Annotated in this window: 16 protein-coding genes; 9 read left to right on the top strand and 7 right to left on the bottom strand. The window is 68.4% G+C overall.

Annotated features, from left to right (window positions below; genetic code table 11):
* Positions 1-389, bottom strand: a 389-nt coding sequence (locus QSG27_RS11815) for a DnaJ domain-containing protein (RefSeq protein WP_306706304.1), incomplete at its 3' end; no start/stop codon positions are given.
* 48 nt (positions 390-437) lie between these two features.
* Positions 438-893, bottom strand: coding sequence for an RT0821/Lpp0805 family surface protein (locus QSG27_RS11810; protein ID WP_306706302.1), 456 nt, complete (start codon positions 891-893; stop codon positions 438-440).
* A gap of 179 nt (positions 894-1072) precedes the next feature.
* Between QSG27_RS11810 and pdxH the strand changes: the two genes are divergently transcribed.
* Together pdxH and QSG27_RS11800 are read left to right on the top strand one after the other, a co-directional pair.
* Positions 1073-1684 (top strand): pyridoxamine 5'-phosphate oxidase, encoded by a 612-nt coding sequence (gene pdxH, locus QSG27_RS11805; protein ID WP_306706300.1) that lies wholly within the window; start codon positions 1073-1075, stop codon positions 1682-1684.
* A gap of 32 nt (positions 1685-1716) precedes the next feature.
* On the top strand, positions 1717-2637 hold the full coding sequence (locus tag QSG27_RS11800) for a cation diffusion facilitator family transporter (protein ID WP_306706297.1): 921 nt from the start codon (positions 1717-1719) through the stop codon (positions 2635-2637).
* Between the two features lie 63 nt (positions 2638-2700).
* On the opposite strand, the gene QSG27_RS11795 is transcribed toward QSG27_RS11800, so the two are convergent.
* The gene (locus QSG27_RS11795; RefSeq protein WP_306706295.1) at positions 2701-2946 is read right to left on the bottom strand and encodes a hypothetical protein; all 246 of its coding nucleotides are present in this window, start codon (positions 2944-2946) and stop codon (positions 2701-2703) included.
* A gap of 21 nt (positions 2947-2967) precedes the next feature.
* Here QSG27_RS11795 and QSG27_RS11790 point away from each other — a divergent pair, with 21 nt between their 5' ends.
* The 7 genes from QSG27_RS11790 to QSG27_RS11760 all read left to right on the top strand — a co-directional run bounded on the left by QSG27_RS11790 (position 2968) and on the right by QSG27_RS11760 (position 10975).
* Positions 2968-4191, top strand: a complete 1224-nt coding sequence (locus tag QSG27_RS11790; protein WP_306706293.1) for a methyl-accepting chemotaxis protein — start codon at positions 2968-2970, stop codon at positions 4189-4191.
* Positions 4192-4586: 395 nt separating this feature from the next.
* On the top strand, positions 4587-5621 hold the full coding sequence (locus QSG27_RS11785; RefSeq protein ID WP_306706291.1) for a methyl-accepting chemotaxis protein: 1035 nt from the start codon (positions 4587-4589) through the stop codon (positions 5619-5621).
* A gap of 99 nt (positions 5622-5720) precedes the next feature.
* The gene (locus QSG27_RS11780) at positions 5721-5954 is read left to right on the top strand and encodes a hypothetical protein (protein WP_306706289.1); all 234 of its coding nucleotides are present in this window, start codon (positions 5721-5723) and stop codon (positions 5952-5954) included.
* Positions 5955-6115: 161 nt separating this feature from the next.
* Complete coding sequence (locus tag QSG27_RS11775; protein WP_306706287.1) at positions 6116-6940, top strand: MBL fold metallo-hydrolase; 825 nt, start codon at positions 6116-6118, stop codon at positions 6938-6940.
* A 74-nt stretch (positions 6941-7014) separates the two neighbouring features.
* Entirely contained in the window at positions 7015-8259 is a 1245-nt protein-coding gene (locus QSG27_RS11770) for an SLC13 family permease (RefSeq protein WP_407653206.1), read from the top strand.
* A 125-nt stretch (positions 8260-8384) separates the two neighbouring features.
* The gene (locus QSG27_RS11765) at positions 8385-9380 is read left to right on the top strand and encodes a glycosyltransferase (RefSeq protein ID WP_306706285.1); all 996 of its coding nucleotides are present in this window, start codon (positions 8385-8387) and stop codon (positions 9378-9380) included.
* Between the two features lie 11 nt (positions 9381-9391).
* The gene (locus tag QSG27_RS11760; RefSeq protein ID WP_306706283.1) at positions 9392-10975 is read left to right on the top strand and encodes a hypothetical protein; all 1584 of its coding nucleotides are present in this window, start codon (positions 9392-9394) and stop codon (positions 10973-10975) included.
* 75 nt (positions 10976-11050) lie between these two features.
* On the opposite strand, the gene QSG27_RS11755 is transcribed toward QSG27_RS11760, so the two are convergent.
* The 4 genes from QSG27_RS11755 to QSG27_RS11740 form a co-directional block, all read right to left on the bottom strand.
* Positions 11051-12247: a CobW family GTP-binding protein gene (locus QSG27_RS11755; RefSeq protein WP_306706281.1), complete on the bottom strand. Its 1197-nt coding sequence runs from the start codon at positions 12245-12247 to the stop codon at positions 11051-11053.
* A complete protein-coding gene (locus tag QSG27_RS11750) occupies positions 12217-12723 on the bottom strand; it encodes a Fur family transcriptional regulator (RefSeq protein ID WP_306706280.1) in 507 nt (168 codons plus the stop codon). Before QSG27_RS11750 ends, QSG27_RS11755 begins: the two co-directional genes overlap by 31 nt.
* A 117-nt stretch (positions 12724-12840) precedes the next feature.
* Positions 12841-14874: a PhoX family protein gene (locus tag QSG27_RS11745; protein WP_306706278.1), complete on the bottom strand. Its 2034-nt coding sequence runs from the start codon at positions 14872-14874 to the stop codon at positions 12841-12843.
* A 137-nt stretch (positions 14875-15011) separates the two neighbouring features.
* Positions 15012-16481 carry a cryptochrome/photolyase family protein gene (locus tag QSG27_RS11740; RefSeq protein WP_306706276.1) on the bottom strand — a complete coding sequence of 490 codons (1470 nt, stop codon included), beginning with the start codon at positions 16479-16481 and terminating at the stop codon, positions 15012-15014.
* Between the last annotated feature and the right edge of the window lie 54 nt (positions 16482-16535).

Genomic DNA, 16535 nt, shown 5'->3' with positions numbered 1-16535 from the left:
CCACCGCCCGGCCCGCCGCGGCGGCGGCCGCCGCCGAACAGGTCGGAGAACCAGTCCTCGCCGCCGAAGAAGGAATCGTCGCCGCCGGCGCCGCCGCCGGCCCCGCTGTAGGCGCGGGAACGCCCGGCGTTGGCGCGGGAACGCCCGCCGAAGCCGTGGTGCCGCTCCTGACCGGAGGCGTCGATCTCGCCACGGTCGAAGCGGGCGCGCTTCTCGGCATCCGACAGCAGCGTGTAGGCTGCCGAGATTTCCTTGAAGCGCTCCTCGTTCGCGGCGTTGCCGGGCTTCAGGTCCGGGTGGAACTCCTTGGCGAGCTTGCGGTACGCCTTCTTGATGTCGTCGGCGCTCGCGGACCGGCTGAGCCCGAGGATTTGATAAGGGTCACGCATGCTTTTTTTGGCCAGAGGTTGCCCGCCCCGGAACCCGGGGACACGGCGTTACGAATTGGCGACGATCTTCCACGTACCGTCGCCCTGTTTGCAAGCGGTTCCGTAGGCCAATTCGGTCCGGCTCTTCGTGGTCACCGACTGCTGGAACTCCCGGCAGTACTGACCGGCGTTGTTGTAGCCGTCGCGCGTCGTGACCAGCGAGCCGTAATGGCCGGTCGTGGGGTTGGTCCAGCCCACCTGATCGCCGACCGGGGCGGCGTAGGCGCGCTTTGCCGCCGTTTCCGCCGCGGCGGCGTCGGACGGGTCGATGGCGGCGCCGCCGATGAAGGCGCCCAGCAGCGGACCGGTGCCCGAGGACGCGACCTTGCCCGACGCGTTGCCATACTTCGACGAGATCGTGCCGCCGACGGTTTCCGCTTTCTTGCTGGCTTCCTGGGGGGTGCTGACGCAACCCGCGAGCAGGGCGACCGCCATCGCCGCCGGGACGAGCTTCTTCACGAACATCGATGCTGCCTCGAAAGGTTGGGAGCCGGCGTGCCTTGCTTCTGGCGCACCGGTGGACACTCATATATGCGAGGCTATCATATCTGTGAATTGGGCATATTCGTGAATTGGGGGGAGGCTGTGACCAGCGCTGCCCAGGACAGGCCCAGAGAAGCGCCATGCCGTGCCAAGAGGGGAAGATGAGCGAATCCAACGACCGGGACCCGTACGCCCTGTTCCAGGACTGGATGGACGAGGCCACCCGCAGCGAAATCAACGATCCCAACGCCATGGCGCTGGCCACCGCGGATGCGCAGGGCGCGCCGTCGGTGCGCATGGTGCTGCTGAAGGGCATCGATCCGCGCGGATTCGTCTTCTACACCAACACGGAGAGCCGCAAGGGCGAGCAGCTTCTGGCCAACGCCAACGCCGCGCTGTGCTTCCACTGGAAGACGCTGAAGCGCCAGATCCGCGTGGAAGGCGCGGTGGAGCAGGTGTCCGGCGCCGAGGCCGACGCCTATTTCGAAAGCCGTGCGCGGGAAAGCCGCATCGGCGCCTGGGCGTCGCAGCAGTCGCGCCCGCTGGAGGGGCGGTGGGAACTGGAAAAGCGCGTGGCCCAGTTCGCCGCCAAATTCGGCCTGGGCGCCGTTCCCCGTCCGCCGCACTGGACCGGCTTCCGCATCCTGCCGCGGCGAATCGAGTTCTGGCAGGACCGCCCCTTCCGCCTGCACGAGCGGACTCTGTATCTGCGCGAGGGCGATCCCACGGCGGATGAGCCCGCAAGCTGGACGACGGAGCGGCTGTACCCGTAAAAAGGCGGGACTGCATAAACAAGAAGACGCTCATGAGCGAATCGCACGCGCACCGGCTGCGGCGCTACGCCACCTACGCCAGCGTGTCGGTGTCCCTGACGCTGATCCTGGCGAAGCTGGCGGCCTACCTGACCACCGACTCGGTCAGCATCCTGTCGTCGCTGATCGACTCCAGCACCGACATGCTGGCGTCGGTGGTGACGTTGCTGGGGGTGCGCACGGCGCTGCGCCCGCCCGACGAGGCGCACCGCTTCGGCCACGGCAAGGCGGAGGCGCTGGCCGCGCTGGCCCAGGCCGCCTTCATCGGCGGCTCCGCCCTGTTCCTGACGATCGAGGCGGTGCGCCGCCTCATCACGCCCCAGCCGGTGGGGGAAGGGGCGGTCGGCATCGCCGTGATGCTGCTGTCGATCCTGCTGACCGCGGGCCTGATCACCTTCCAGCGCCATGTGGTGAAGGCCACCGGGTCGGTCGCCGTGGGGGCCGACCGGCTGCATTACGCCGGTGACCTGCTGATGAACGCGGCGGTCATCCTGGCGATTCTGCTGACCGGCTGGACCGGGATCGGCGCCTTCGATCCGCTGTTCGGGCTGGGCATCGCGGCCTTCCTGCTCTACGGCGCCCGCAACGTGGCCCGGGAAGCGCTGAACGTGCTGATGGACCGGGAATTGCCGGAGGAGGAGCGGGAGCGCATCGCGGCGCTGGTGATGGCACAACCGGACGTCGCGGGGATGCACGACCTGCGGACCCGCAGTTCCGGCGTGGGCGCCTTCATCGAACTTCACCTGGAACTCGACCCCGCGCTGTCGGTGGCCGGGGCGCACGACATCACCGACCGGGTGGAGAACCGCCTGCGAGGCGCCTTTCCCGGAGCGGAGGTGCTGATCCACCAGGAACCCGCCGGCCTGCAGGACGAACGGCTGGACCAGCGCATCGCCGATGGCGGCGCCGGTTGACGCATTTTTCGGCCTTCGGTTGCGCGAAGATTGCAAATGCGCAATAAGAGAGCGTTCCGACTGTCAATTGTCCCTTCTTCCATTGCGCAATTGTAAGGATTCGGTAATAATTGCATCGGATTTTAGCGCTTTGCGCATTCTTGTGAAACGGATGGCGGGAAAATGGACAGTGTGTTCGGCGGCCGCTCTCATCTGATTGCCGATATTGCCACTGAAGCGGGCAATCTCGGGATTGAGATCGCGGACATCGCGGGCCATGTCGAGGAGGTCAATGGACGCCTCGGCCATCAGGCCAACGTGTTCGCGCAACTGCGCAGCACCGGAAACAAGATGTCGGAGAGCACGCAGCGCATCTCCGCCGCCGCCACCGTGGCCCGTTCGGTGACCGAACAGGCCCGGCAGGAGGTCGAGTCCTCCCACGACCGGGTGCAGCGCTCCATGGCCGACATCCATGCCCTGGTCGCCGCGGTGGGCGGCATGGAAGGGCAGATCGCCGGGCTTCAGGAGGCGCTGGACCGCGTGGGCCGGGTCGCCAAGGAGATCTTCGTCATCGCCAAGCAGACCAACCTGCTGGCGCTGAACGCCACCATCGAGGCGGCCCGCGCCGGGGAGGCCGGGCGCGGCTTCGCCGTCGTGGCGAACGAGGTGAAAGCGCTGTCCAAGAAGACCAGCGAGGCGACGACGGAAATCGACGCCACGCTGAAGTACCTCAACGATCAGGCGCAGCGCCTGATGGTCGAAAGCGCGTCCAGCGCCGGCAAGGCCCGCGCGGTGAGCGAGGGCACCACCGCCATCGGCGCGGTGATCGAGACGGTCGGACGCGCCATGTCGGAGCTGAACGGCGAGACGGACAAGATCGACGTGGCGTCCTCCGAGATCGGCGCCAACTGCGAGGAATTGCAGCACGAGATCGACGACCTCGCGGTGGGGGTGCAACTGTCCAGCGACAACCTCGCCCAGGCCCGCGACCGCGTGAACTCCCTGGTCAGCATGAGCGAGCGGCTGATCGGCATCACCGCCGAGCTGGACGTGGAAACGGTGGACACGCCCTTCATCCGGATGGTCCGCGACGCCGCGTCCCGGATCTCCGCCGATTTCGAAGACGCGCTGGCGCGCGGCGAGGTCGGCGAGGGCGACCTGTTCGACACCAATTACCAACCGATCCCGGGCTCCAACCCGCAGCAGCACATGACCCGCTTCACGCAGTTCTGCGACCGCGTGCTGCCGAAGGTGCTGGATTCGCTGCCGGGGGAAAACGAGCGCATCGTCTTCTGCGTGGCGGTCGATTCCAACGGCTATCTGCCGACCCACAACCGGAAGTTCAGCCAGCCCCAGGGTTCCGACCCCGTGTGGAACGCGGCCAATTGCCGCAACCGGCGCATCTTCAACGACCGTGTCGGTCTGGCGGCGGGGCGCAACATGAAACCCTTCCTTCTCCAGACCTACCGGCGCGACATGGGCGGCGGCAAATACGCCCTGATGAAGGACGTGTCGGCCCCGATCACCGTGCGCGGACGCCACTGGGGCGGCCTGCGTCTGGCCTACAAGGTCTGACGGGTCAGGAGTTGACCTTCTCTCCAAAGGGGAGGGGGGGACCGGAGCGCCTCAGCGCCGGCGGGAGGCCTGCGCTGAGGGCCGGTGAGGGCGCTCGTGCCGGAATGGGAGCATTCCGCTTCAAGACAGCGCCCCTGCATGGACGCCGGCGGCCGTAAAGGCCGGAGCGGCGAAGCCGCGTGTCTGAACGAGCGGCAAGGCCCTGCATCTGCATACCGGGGGATGACATTGCGCCGCAGGGGCGGCGCAAATCCCGTTACGTTTCGATGTTGCGGTTTTATTATTATTTACGAAAAAATACCGCTTGGGTGGGTTGCGGATGATTGAACAGGCCGACGAGTATTCGCTCGGCCATCCTGGGGAGTCGTCACCGATTTTCATTGGAGGTGATGTTCATGCCCGAACGTATCGTGGCGCTGTCGCGTGCGGTGTCCGACCTTGCCACGCGCAAGATGGATGAGATCCAAACCGTCACGAACACGACCAAGATCCTTGCGCTCAACGCCCTGATCGAAGCCATGCGCGCCGGAGAGGCCGGGCGCGGCTTCGCCGTGGTGGCCCAGGAGGTGAAAGCCATTTCGGAGCGGATCACCGGCATCGGTAAGGAATTGCGCACCCAGATGGCGGTGCAGACGGACGAGTTGAACACGCTGGGCAACCGTCTGGTCTCGCAATTGCGCGGCGGGCGGCTCGCCGACCTGTCGCTGAACATGATCGACATCATCGACCGCAATCTGTACGAGCGGTCCTGCGATGTGCGCTGGTGGGCCACGGACAACGCCGTGGTGGATTGCGCCGCCAGCCCGACCGAGGCCAACCGCCGCCACGCCGCGGAGCGGCTGGGCGTCATCCTGGGCGCCTACACCGTCTATCTCGACCTTTGGGTCGTCGATGCCAAGGGCGTGGTGTTGGCGAACGGGCGGCCAGACCGCTACCGCCGCCCGGTCGGCAGCTCGGTCGCTTCCGAATCCTGGTTTCGCGAGGCCATGACGACCCGCAGCGGTGCCGATTTCGCGGTGGCCGACATCGGCACCAACGATCTTCTGGACCGCGCGACCGTCGCCACCTACGCCACGGCCATCCGCGCCGGCGGGGAGGAGACCGGCGCCGTCATCGGCGTTCTGGGCATCTTCTTCGATTGGCAGGCCCAATCCCAGGGGGTGGTCGACTCCGTCCGCCTGACCGACGAGGAACGGTCCCGCACCCGCTGCCTTCTGGTGGACAGCCGCCACCGGGTGATCGCCGCATCCGACCGGCGGGGCGTCCTGACGGAAAGCTTTCCGCTGCGCACCGGCGGACACGGGCACGGCAGCTATTCGGATGACAAGGGGCGGGTGGTCGGTTTCGCCGTGACTCCCGGCTATGAAACCTACAAGGGCCTCGGCTGGTTTGGAGTGATCGTCCAGGAAACGGCCAGCAGTTGCGGATAGACGTGTCGGATTGCAGCAATTCGATTCTTTTGAGTGTCCTGCCTGAAATGTTAGCGAAACACCTCTGTGGTGCAGTTGGACCATGGAAAGGTGTTTCGCATGCAGGCTCTCAGTCAGATCGTGACCGTACCGGAACAGGAAGACGACCTCGTCGCGGAGGCGATCCGCGACGTGCTGGTGGCGGACGTCATCGATCAGGCCACGAAAGACCGCCTGGTGGATGGGCTGACCGTGCTGAAGGCGGGGCTGGACTGTCCGGACACGGGTTGTCCCGGCTGCTTCCACCGCCGGTCCTGCGAACGCTTCATCGAGAACATCCTGCTGACCAGTTGAGCCCCGCCAGTTGAGCGCCGGCCGGACCGGAAGGGGGGCGGCTCCCTCCTTGGAGCAGGCGGTCCTGTGACGGTCGTCACCGCGTAAACCGAAAACCATGCTAAAATGCCGTTTTAACGGTTCCCGCCTATCATGGAGCCGGATTGTGTGCTGAGGTCGGCATGGGCTTTTCGGTGACGTTCTGGGGAGTCCGGGGCACGGTCCCTTGCCCGCTGCCGTCCCACATGGGCTTCGGCGGCAACACGAGCTGCGTCGAGGTTCAGGCGGGCGGCCAGCGCATCGTCATCGACGCCGGCACCGGCATCCGCATGCTCGGCAAACGGCTGCTGAAGGAGGGCGCCACCGAGGCGGTCCTGCTGATGAGCCACACCCATCTGGACCACATCTGCGGTTTTCCCTTTTTCGCTCCGGCCTACAGCAAGGGTTTCCACCTGCGCATCGTTTCCGGCCATCTGAACGGCAATCCGGGCATCGAGGCAACCATGGCCCGGCAGATGGAACGCCCCCTGTTCCCCGTGCCGATGCGCACCATGGGGAGCAACATCGTCTTCGACGAGATCGCGGCGGGCGACCGTTTCGCGCTGGGCGAGGGGGTGGAGGTCCGCACGGCGCCGCTGAACCACCCGGACGGCGCCACCGGTTACCGCATCGAGCATCTGGGAAAATCCTTCGCCTATGTGACCGACACGGAGCATGTGCCGGGCCATCCGGACCGCAACGTCCTGGACCTGATCGACGGCGCCGACCTCGTGCTCTACGACTGCACCTACACCGACGAGGAGTGGCGGAACCGCATCGGCTGGGGCCATTCCACCTGGACCGAGGGCGTCCGGCTGGCGCAGGCCGCGGGGGTGAAGCGGCTGGTGCTGTTCCACCACGACCCCGACCACGACGACGCCGCCATGGCGGCCATCGAGGCGGCGGCCCAGGCGGTGTTTCCCGATTGCTTCGCCGCACGCGAGGGGATGACGGTCACCCTGGCCTGATCCGTATGGCCTGAAGCCGCACCGGACCGCTATAGAGGGGCGGATTTCTCCTCCCTTCAGCGAATCCCCGATCCATGCCTGCGATTCCAATGACAGCCGCGGTCGTCGTCCTGTTCGCCGTCACCTACGTCGGCATGGCGCTGGGGCGTTTTCCCGGCCTGCGCATCGACCGCACGGGCATCGCACTGGTCGCGGCGATCCTGCTGCTCGCCGTCGGGGCGCTGGAGTCGGGGCAGGTGGCGGAGGCCATCGACTTTCCGACCCTGTTCATCCTGTTCGGGCTGATGGTGCTGTCCGCGCAGTATGCGGCCAGCGGCTTCTACGACTGGTGCGCCCTGCGGGTGGCGCAGGCGGCGCGGTCGCCGGCGCGGCTGCTGGCGGTGACGGTGGCGGTGGGCGGCGGCCTGTCGGCGGTGCTCGCCAACGACGTGGTGGTCTTCGCCATGACGCCGATGCTCTGCGTCGGGCTGGTCGCCCGCGGGCTGGACCCGCGGCCCTATCTGATCGCGCTGGCCGGGGCGGCGAACGCCGGATCGGCGGCGACGGTGATCGGCAACCCGCAGAACATCCTGATCGGCCAGATGGGCCACCTGGATTTCTGGCGCTTCCTGGCCGTGTGCGGGGTGCCGGCGCTGGCCGGTCTCGTGGCGGTCTACGCCGTGGTGTGGTTCGCCTGGAAGGGCCGCTTCGGAGAGCCCAACGGGGAGGGCGGGGCGGAGCCGGTGGCGCTCGACCGGGCCCAACTCGGCAAGGCCGTGGTGGCGACCCTCGTGCTTCTCGGCCTGTTCACCACCGGCCTGCCGCACGAGATCGGCGCCCTGCTCGTCGCCGGGGCGATGCTGGTCAGCCGGCGGCTGGCCTCGCGCGGGATGCTGGGCATGGTGGACTGGCATCTGCTGGTCCTGTTCGCCGCGCTGTTCGCGATCAACCACGCGCTGAAGCTGACCGGCCTGCCGGCGGAATTCGTGGCGGGGCTGGAGGCGGCGGGCTGGCTGCCCGACCGGCTGGCGGTGATGGCGCCGCTGGCGCTGGCCGCCAGCAACAGCATCGGCAACGTGCCCGCCGTGATCCTTCTGCTGTCCGCCTGGCCGGCGCCGCCGGAGGGCGCGCTCTACGGGCTGGCCGTGCTGTCCACGCTGGCCGGCAACCTGCTGATCCCCGGCAGCCTTGCCAACATCATCGTGGTGGAGCGGGCGGCGGCCTCCGGCGTCCGGCTGGGCTTTGTCGAGCACGCCCGTTGCGGCATCCCGATAACCCTTTTGTCCATGGGCTTCGCCGTTTTGTGGCTGTGGGGCACCGGCTGGATGCGCTTGAGCTGAAGTCTTCCCCTTCCGGGCTATGCGAATGGTGCCGCCCCTCTCCGTCCGGGGCATTGCCCTCTCTTCGCAAAGCAAAAAACTTGGGGTGGCCGCCCGCTGAGGCACAGACGAAGGACGGAACCCGCATGTCAGAAGCCCGGACGCTGGACACCGGAGCACCGGAACGCCCCTGGGAAACCCCCGTCGTCGCGGTGGTCGTCACCCACAACCGTCTGGCCCTGCTGAAGGGCTGTCTGGCGGCCATCCACGGGCAGGAGCCTCGGCCCGACCGCATCGTCGTGGTGGACAACGGCTCCAGCGACGGCACCGCGGAATGGCTGGCCGGGCAGCGGGCGGCGATGCCGGAGCTTCTGGTGGTCCGGCAGGCCAACATCGGGTCCGCCGGGGCCTATCACACCGCCTTCGCCACGGCGCTGGACCTGGGCGCCCGCTGGATCTGGAGCACCGACGACGACGGCATCCCGGCGCCGGGCGCGCTGGCCGAACTGCTGCGCCAGGGGGAGCGGCACGGCCTCGACCTCGTCGGGCCGACCGTGGTCGCGGCGGAGGATCGGGGCGATCTCGCCTTCGCCTTGCAGGGCTTCACCAAGGCCGACGCTTTCGCCGCGTCGGCGCGCGACGGCATCGTTCCGGGTGCCATCGCGCTGTTCAACGGGACCCTGCTGCGCCGCCGCGTGTTCGAGCGCATCGGCAACATCAAGCGCGAGATGTTCATCTGGGGCGACGAGTGGGAGTTCACGCTGCGCGCCCGCCGCGCCGGGCTGCGCGACGGGACGGCGGTGCACGCCCTGCACATCCACCCGCGCAACCGCCGCACCCAGCGCCCGCTGGCCGGCGGCCTGCTGGGCACGGTGGAGGAGATGCCGGAGAACCGCGCCCCCTATTTCTTCCGCAACATGGGCTACATCCACGCCACCTACGAGCGGAAGGCCATCGCCCGCATGATGGTCAAGTACACGCTCTATTACCTGCTGCACCGGCGCGGCGACCTGAAGGGGCTGCGCGGTTTCTGGACCCATTACCGGGCGGGGCTGCGCAACCTCTACCCGGACGATCTGCGCGCCTCCCCCACGGCGGCGGCCCCCGCGGCGGCGCCGCGTTCCTTCCCGGAAAGCGTTTGAAGGGAGGCCGCATGTTCAGGGATTCCACCCTCGACGCACAGGCGGCGTCCCGCGCCGAGTCCTGGGCCGTCTGGCCCGCCGCCCTGCTGATCCTGGTGGCGGCCTCGGTCCCCGTCTGGATGTTCGAGATTCCGGCGCTCGGCGACTACGTGAACCACGTCACGCGGATGTACGCCCTGGCCCATCTCGGCCAGGACCCGGCGCTGGCGGAATTCTACATGGTGCGCTGGGCGATCATCCCCAATCTGGTGATGGACATCGTGGTGCCGCCGCTGGCCAAGCTGGTGGGGGTCCACACGGCCAGCCGGCTGTTCGTCACGGCCAGCTATCTGGTTCTGGTCACCGGCTCCATCGCGCTCTACCGCGCGGTCTGGGGCCGGGTGGAGATGGGGCCGCTGGCCGCCGGGCTGTTCCTCTACACCCTGTCCACCTACATGGGCCTGTTCAACTATCTGTTCGGGCTGGGGCTGGCGCTGTGGGGAATCGCCGGCTGGATCGCGCTGCGGGAGCGGGCGCCCTGGCAGCGCGGGCTGGCCTCGCTGGGCGTCGTGCTGCTGCTGTTCATTTCGCACCTGTTCGCGCTCGGACTCTACGGGCTGACGCTGCTGGCCTTCGAGGGGTGGCGGCTGTGGCGGAGCGGCGGCTGGCGCGACCCGCGGCGGGCGCTGCCGGACGCGCTGGCTTTCGGTCTGCCCTTCCTGATCGTGCCGCCCTTGCTGCTGATGAGTCCGTCCTCGGGCTTCGCCGACGCGGTCCTGTGGGTCGGCACGGCGAAGCTGATGGGCTTCGACTTCCTGTTCGGCGGCTACGCCGACACGGTGGGCTATGTGACGGGGATCGCCGTCGGGCTGGGCATCGCCTGGGGCCTGTGGAGCGGGGCGCTGCGGCTCCACCCGGTCGGGGCCGTCACCATTGTGCTGGGGCTGGTGGTCTATGCGGCGATGCCGCTGGTGCTGTTCGGGTCGTGGTTCGCGGACAGCCGTCTGCCGATCGGCATCGCCTTCGTGGCGCTGGGCTTCGTGCGCTGGGAGTTGGCGACCGCGGCCATGCGGGCGGCCTTCCTGTCGGTGGTGGTCGCGCTGTCGCTGCTGCGCAGCGCCGACGCGGGGGTGGGGCTGGCCAGGGTGGACCCCCTGCTGGAGGAGGTGCGCCACTCCCTGCTGCGGATCGAGCCGGGCAGCATTGTGCTCGCCACTTACGCCGATGAGACGCTGCGCAAGTCGCCCTTCCGCGCCACCCAGTTCACCGATGACCGCGCTTTGTCCTTCGGCCTGCACCACGCGCCGGTGCTGGCGTTGATGGAGCGCTCCAGCCTCGTGCCCATCGCCTTCACCCACCCGGGCAAGCAGGTGCTGTTGCTGAAGCCGGACTATGCGGATCTGGACGGCGATTTCACCTACATGCCGCGCATCGGCTACGTCGCCGACGCGGTGCGCCAGCCGGGCTTGCGCGACAATCATTACTGGGCCGACTGGCCGCGGCGCTTCGGCTACGTCTATGTGCTGTTCAGCGAGCCGGGCCGCCCCAACCCGGTGCCGGAGCATCTGACGCTGCTGCAGGAGGGGCGGTACTTCCAGCTTTACAAGGTGAAGTAGAGGCAGCCGGTTGCCCCCTCCCTAACCCTCCGCTGCGTCAGCGGGGGAGGGCCGGGGTGGGGGCAAGGACTCCCCTCAGGCCGCCCCTTCCGCGTTGCGGACGAACTGGTCGAACATCGGCTGGATCACCGCCTCGCCCAGATCGCGGGTGATGAAGACGATCTTGGAGCGGTGATCCTCGCCCGGCCATTCCTGAAGCTGGACCGGCGGGTGGAACATGTGCTGGACGCCGTGGACGACGACCGGCAGCGGGCTTTCCTTGACGTTCAGCAGTCCCTTGATGCGCAGCAGGTTTTCCCCGCCGGCGGCGATCAGGGCCTCCATGAAGTCCACGAAGCCGTTCCACGGAATCGGCTCGTCCACCACCATGCAGAAGGCTCGGATGTGGTCGTCGTGCCGGTTGGCGTCGTGCCGGTTGGCATCGTGGTGGTGGTGATCGTGCCCGCAGTCCGGGCCGCAGCCTTCACCATGCTCATGCCCATGATCATGGTGCCCGTGATCATGGTGCCCGTGGTCGTGATGATGGTGCGCGTGCTCGTCGCGGTACGCTTCCTCCTTCAGCCAGCGGGCGACGTCGGGGCTCTTGGTCTCCGGGTTGTAGAGGCCGGCGTCGAACAGTTGCTTCGGGTCCACCTCGCCGAAAGCCGCGGGGATCTGGGGGGCCGCCGGGTTGATGGCCGACAGGCGCTGGCACAGGGCGAGCGTCGTGTGCGGCGTGGCGAGGTCGGTCTTGGTCAGCACGATGCGGTCGGCGACGGCGGCCTGCTTCACGCTCTCCGGCTGGCGGTCGAGCTGGCCGGCGCCGTGCACCGCGTCCACCGTGCTGATCACCCCGTCCAGGCGGAAGCGGGCGGAGAGCAGCGGATCGCTCATCAACGTGTGGATGATCGGGGCCGGGTCGGCGAGGCCGGTGGTCTCCACCACCACCCGGTCGAACTCCGGAATGTCGCCGCGCACCCGCTTCAGGAACAGGTCGCGCAGCGTGTCCACGAGATCGCCGCGGATCGTGCAGCACAGGCAGCCGCTGTCCATCAGCACCATGTTCTCCGACGCCTTGGCGACCAGCAGATGGTCCAGCCCGACCTCCCCGAACTCGTTGATGACCACGGCGGTGCGGGCCATGCCGGGATGGTGCAGCAGCCGTTGCAGCAGCGTGGTCTTGCCGCTGCCCAGGAAGCCGGTCAGCACCGAGACGGGCAGGCGGGGCGGCGGCGGGGCGGCAGGGGTGGGAGCGGCGGCGGTCACGGGGTCTTCTCCTGGCAATCGGTGCATGTGCCGCGCACCTCGACGGTGGGGCGGCTCACCTGGAAACCGCGCTCGGCGGCGATGGTGCCGATGGCGGCGCGGATGCGCGGGTCGTCGATCTCCGCGGCGTTGCCGCAGGTCTCGCACACCAGGAACTGCCCGGAATGGACGGCCCCCGGTGCGGCGCAGCCGATGTAGGCGTTCAGCGATTCGAGGCGGTGGACCAACCCCTGTTCCACCAGGAACTCCAACGCGCGGTAGACGGTCAGCGGGGCGGTGGCCTTGCCCTCGCGCTGGCTGAGGTCTTCCAGGATGGCGTAGGCGCCGCGCGGCTTGTGGCTGGTCCAGACCAGTTCCAGCACCTGCCGGCGCAGCGCGGTCAGCCGCGCGCCGCGCTCCGCGCACAGGGCGTCGGCGCGCATCAGCGCGTCGGCGATGCAGTGCGCGTGGTCGTGGCCGTGGTTGGGAATCGGGCCGGTGGTGGGGTGGGAATCGGCGGTCATGGCGTTATCTTATAACATCGCCGAACCCCGACACCAGACAAAGAAGAAGGGCGGCCCCGGACGCGGGGGCCGCCCTTTCAGGCGTGTCGCTTTGTTTGGGGACGGTTTCCCGGCCGGTCAGAGACCGATCACGCCGCCGTCCTTCTTGGTGATGGCGACCACCGACGGGCGCGGCGGCATGTTGGGCTTGAAGTCGGGCCAGCGGGTCGCCGGGTCCTCGAAGGAGGAGAGCTTACCCTTGAAGCCCTCCCACTGGTCCACGCCGTCCGTGGCCGGGTGCTGCACGGCGACGAACAGGGTCCGGTCGTCGGTGGAGAAGCAGGGGCCGCACATCTCCGCACCCACCGGCACGCGGTAGAACATCCGGGACAGGCCGCGCAGGTTGCCTTCGGTCTCCACGGCCCAGACGCCGTCGGCGGTGCCGGACGCCTTCTTCCAGTTCTCGCCCTGGTCGGTGGTGATCCACAGGCGCCCGCGGTGGTCCACCGCCGCGTTGTCCGGGCAGGAGAACCAGCCGTTGGCCGTGGTGTCGGCGTGGAACTGCGCACCGACCTTCTCGTCCGCCGGGTTGCCGCCGCGGACCAGGATCGTCCACTCGCCCTTGGTGGAGGCGTGGTTGCCGCCCTCCGGAAGGATCTCGACGATGTGGCCCCAGTTGTTCTCGGCGCGCGGGTTGGTGGCGTCCACCTGCTCCGGCTTGCGGCGGGAGTTGTTGGTGAGGACGACATAGACCTTGCCGGTCACCGCGTTGACCTCGATGTCCTCCGGGCGGTCCATCTTGGTGGCGCCCAGAGCGTCGGCGGCGAGGCGGGCGTTGATCAGCACGGTGGCCTGATCGGGGAAGCCCTTCTCGGCGGTCAGCGGACCCTGGCCGTGGACCAGCGGCAGCCATTCGACCGAGGCGTCGGCCTTGAACTTCGCCACATAGAGCGTCCCGGTCTCCAGGATGTCCATGTTGGCCGCACGGTTCTTCGGGTCGAACTTCTTCGCCGCGACGAACTTGTAGACATAGTCGAACCGCTCGTCGTCGCCGGTGTAGGCGACCACGGTGCCGTCCTTGCCGACGGCGATCTGGCAGGCCTCATGCTTGAAGCGGCCCAGCGCCGTGCGCTTCTTCGGGGTCGAGGTCGGGTCGTAGGGGTCGATCTCCACCACCCAGCCGAAGCGGTTGGCCTCGTTCGGCTCCTTGGCGATGTCGAAGCGGTCGTGGTAGACGCCCCAGTTGTACCACTCGCCGGGGAAGCCGTAGCGCTTCAGCGACTTGGCGTTCGGGTTGGTGTCCTCGACCTTGCCCCAGAAATAGCCGTTGAAGTTCTCTTCCGCCGACAGCCAGGTGCCCCACGGCGTCATGCCGCCGGAGCAGTTGTTCAGCATGCCGCGGACCTTCGTGCCGGTCGGGTCGCCGCCGGTCTTCATCAGGGCGTGGCCGGCGGCGGGGCCGGTGATGGCGCAGACCGTCTCGCCGGTGATGCGGCGGTTGTACTTGGAATTCGGGTCGGTCACCCACTTGCCCTTGACCTTGCGGATCTCGATGACGGTGCCGCCGTGGGCAGCCATCTCGATGTCCACCAGCGTCCTGGTCATGCGGGCGAACTTGTCTTTCTGCTGCTCCACGCCGACGCCGGGGAACATGACCTCCTCGTCGGTGTATTCGTGGTTCACGCAGAGCAGCGCGCGGTCCGGCGACGTCGAGCCCAGCGGCAGCGGGGCGTAGCCGACGAAATCGTTGTTGTAGCCGAACTGCTTCGCCTGCGCCTCGGCGGACTGGTTCATCGGGTCGAAGGCCGGCGCGCCGGGCACCACCGGGTCGCCCCAGCGGATCAGGATGTCGGCGTCGTAGCCCGCGGCGACGTGGTGGTTGGCGTCCACGCCGTGAGCGACCTCCTGGAAGGAGAAGCTGGCCTTGGCCGGGCGCGCCGCGCCGGTGGCTGCGGCCTCCGCCTCGCCGGAGGAGGAGAGCAGGGCTGCCGGGCCGATCAGGGCGCCGACCGCCGCACCGGTCAGCATGCCGCGCATCAGGTCGCGGCGCCCGACGCGGGCGGTGATGACGTCGCCCATGGTCGGGTTTTCGGACGGGTTGGAGCCGATGTCCTCGCGGCCCTCGAAGGTCAGATACTTGGTGCCCTTCCGGGGCAGGTCATGGGTGTCCATCGGTGCGCCTCGTCTCTTTCCGCAAAATTATTTTTGGGTGGGGCGGGGGCACCTTACCGGTGGCCTGTGACGGTTTCTTTGCGCTCCCATGACGGCGGAATGAAAACACACGGGGGGATTTGACGATCCCGTTCCGGTCAATCACCCGATGTCTTGATGTGCCCGAAGGCGGCCAGCGCGCGGTCACGGGCGGCGCCGTGATCCACGATGGGGCGCGGGTAATCGCGGTCGAGCCTGACCCCGGCCTCCCTCAGAACGCCGTCCGGCGCCTGCCAGGGCTTGTGAATCCAGCGGCTGGGCAGCTTCGCCAGCTCGGGGACGAAACGCCGGACGTAATCGCCCTCCGGGTCGAACTTCTCGCCCTGGAGAATCGGGTTGAAGACGCGGAAGAAGGGGGCCGCGTCGGCGCCGCAGCCGGCCACCCATTGCCAGTTGCCCGCGTTGTTGGCGATGTCGGCATCGACCAGCGTGTCCCAGAACCACGCCTCCCCCTCCTGCCAGGGGATCAGCAAGTCCTTGATGAGGAAGGAACCGACGATCATCCGCACGCGGTTGTGCATCCAGCCGGTCCGCCAGAGCTGCCGCATGCCCGCGTCCACGATGGGATAGCCGGTGCGTCCGCGCTGCCAGGCGTGCAGGGCCGACTCGTCCTTCCGCCAGGGGAAATGGACGAATCGCGCGTCCAGCGGCGTGTCCGGCAGGTCCGGCTCCTCGCGCAGCATATGATGGTTGAACTCCCGCCAGCCCAGCTCCCGCAGGAAGGCTTCGGCGCCCGACGCCAACTCGTGCCGTTGGGCGGCGGCGTGGCGCGCGGCGTGCCAGATCTGCCGCGGCCCGATCTCCCCGAAGGCGAGATGGGGGGAGAGGGTGGAGGTGCCGTCATGGTCCGGGCGGTCGCGCTCGGTCGCGTAGACGGCGACCGGACCGTCCAGAAATTCGGCCAGCCGTTCGCGTGCGGCCTCCTCGCCGGGCGTCCAGCGCGCCCGCAGGCCGCCGGCCCAGTCCGGCGCGGTGGGCCGCAGGCCCCAATCCTTCAGGGACTCGCTGGACACCGGCTTGGCCGGCGGCGTCAGCCCGGACGGCGCGCGGGTGGGGCGCGGCGGCTCCGGCATGGACAGCAGCGCCTTCCAGAAGGGCGTGAACACCCGGAAGGGCGTGTCCGATTTGGTGCGGATGGTTCCCGGCTCGTACAGCAGGGCGGCGTTGTGGGGGTGCACCGTCACGCCGCGCGCCGTCAGCCGCTTGCCCACCCGGCGGTCGCGGGCGATCGCGGAGGGACCGGCGCGCCGGTTGCACAGCACGGCCTGGGCGCCGGTTTCCTCCACCAGGGATTCCAGCACCGTGGCGGGGTCGCCGCTGCGCAGCACCAGGGGCGAGCCGAGCGTCTCCAATGCCTTGCCCAGCCGCTCCAGGCTGCCGTGCAGCCACCAGCGGGAGGCGCCACCGGGCAGCCAGGGATCGCCGCCGTCCTCCTCCCGGATGTAGACCGGGATGACGGGCGTGCCATCCTGCGCCGTGGCGGTGGCCGCAGCGGTGAGGGCCGGGTTGTCGGCAAGGCGAAGATCGGTGCGGAACCAGACGAGGATTGGTGCTTGATCGGTCTTCATCGGCCAACTTTAAGGAAATGGACAGAAGAACGGGCGTGCCAAATCGCCGCAGTC

This window comes from Azospirillum isscasi, assembly GCF_030849505.1.
Lineage (GTDB): Bacteria > Pseudomonadota > Alphaproteobacteria > Azospirillales > Azospirillaceae > Azospirillum > Azospirillum isscasi.
Note: the sequence above shows the minus strand (reverse complement) of the source record. Positions and strands in the feature narration are given on the sequence as shown.

Coding starts and splice junctions, on each gene's coding strand:
- QSG27_RS11765 (WP_306706285.1), top strand. CDS start 8,385: ATGTCAGAAGCCCGGACGCTGGACACCGGAGCACCGGAACGCCCCTGG.
- QSG27_RS11810 (WP_306706302.1), bottom strand. CDS start 893: ATGTTCGTGAAGAAGCTCGTCCCGGCGGCGATGGCGGTCGCCCTGCTC.
- QSG27_RS11800 (WP_306706297.1), top strand. CDS start 1,717: ATGAGCGAATCGCACGCGCACCGGCTGCGGCGCTACGCCACCTACGCC.
- QSG27_RS11780 (WP_306706289.1), top strand. CDS start 5,721: ATGCAGGCTCTCAGTCAGATCGTGACCGTACCGGAACAGGAAGACGAC.
- QSG27_RS11755 (WP_306706281.1), bottom strand. CDS start 12,247: ATGCACCGATTGCCAGGAGAAGACCCCGTGACCGCCGCCGCTCCCACC.
- QSG27_RS11785 (WP_306706291.1), top strand. CDS start 4,587: ATGCCCGAACGTATCGTGGCGCTGTCGCGTGCGGTGTCCGACCTTGCC.
- QSG27_RS11760 (WP_306706283.1), top strand. CDS start 9,392: ATGTTCAGGGATTCCACCCTCGACGCACAGGCGGCGTCCCGCGCCGAG.
- QSG27_RS11745 (WP_306706278.1), bottom strand. CDS start 14,874: ATGGACACCCATGACCTGCCCCGGAAGGGCACCAAGTATCTGACCTTC.
- QSG27_RS11740 (WP_306706276.1), bottom strand. CDS start 16,481: ATGAAGACCGATCAAGCACCAATCCTCGTCTGGTTCCGCACCGATCTT.
- QSG27_RS11775 (WP_306706287.1), top strand. CDS start 6,116: ATGGGCTTTTCGGTGACGTTCTGGGGAGTCCGGGGCACGGTCCCTTGC.
- QSG27_RS11770 (WP_407653206.1), top strand. CDS start 7,015: ATGCCTGCGATTCCAATGACAGCCGCGGTCGTCGTCCTGTTCGCCGTC.
- pdxH (WP_306706300.1), top strand. CDS start 1,073: ATGAGCGAATCCAACGACCGGGACCCGTACGCCCTGTTCCAGGACTGG.
- QSG27_RS11750 (WP_306706280.1), bottom strand. CDS start 12,723: ATGACCGCCGATTCCCACCCCACCACCGGCCCGATTCCCAACCACGGC.
- QSG27_RS11790 (WP_306706293.1), top strand. CDS start 2,968: ATGTCGGAGAGCACGCAGCGCATCTCCGCCGCCGCCACCGTGGCCCGT.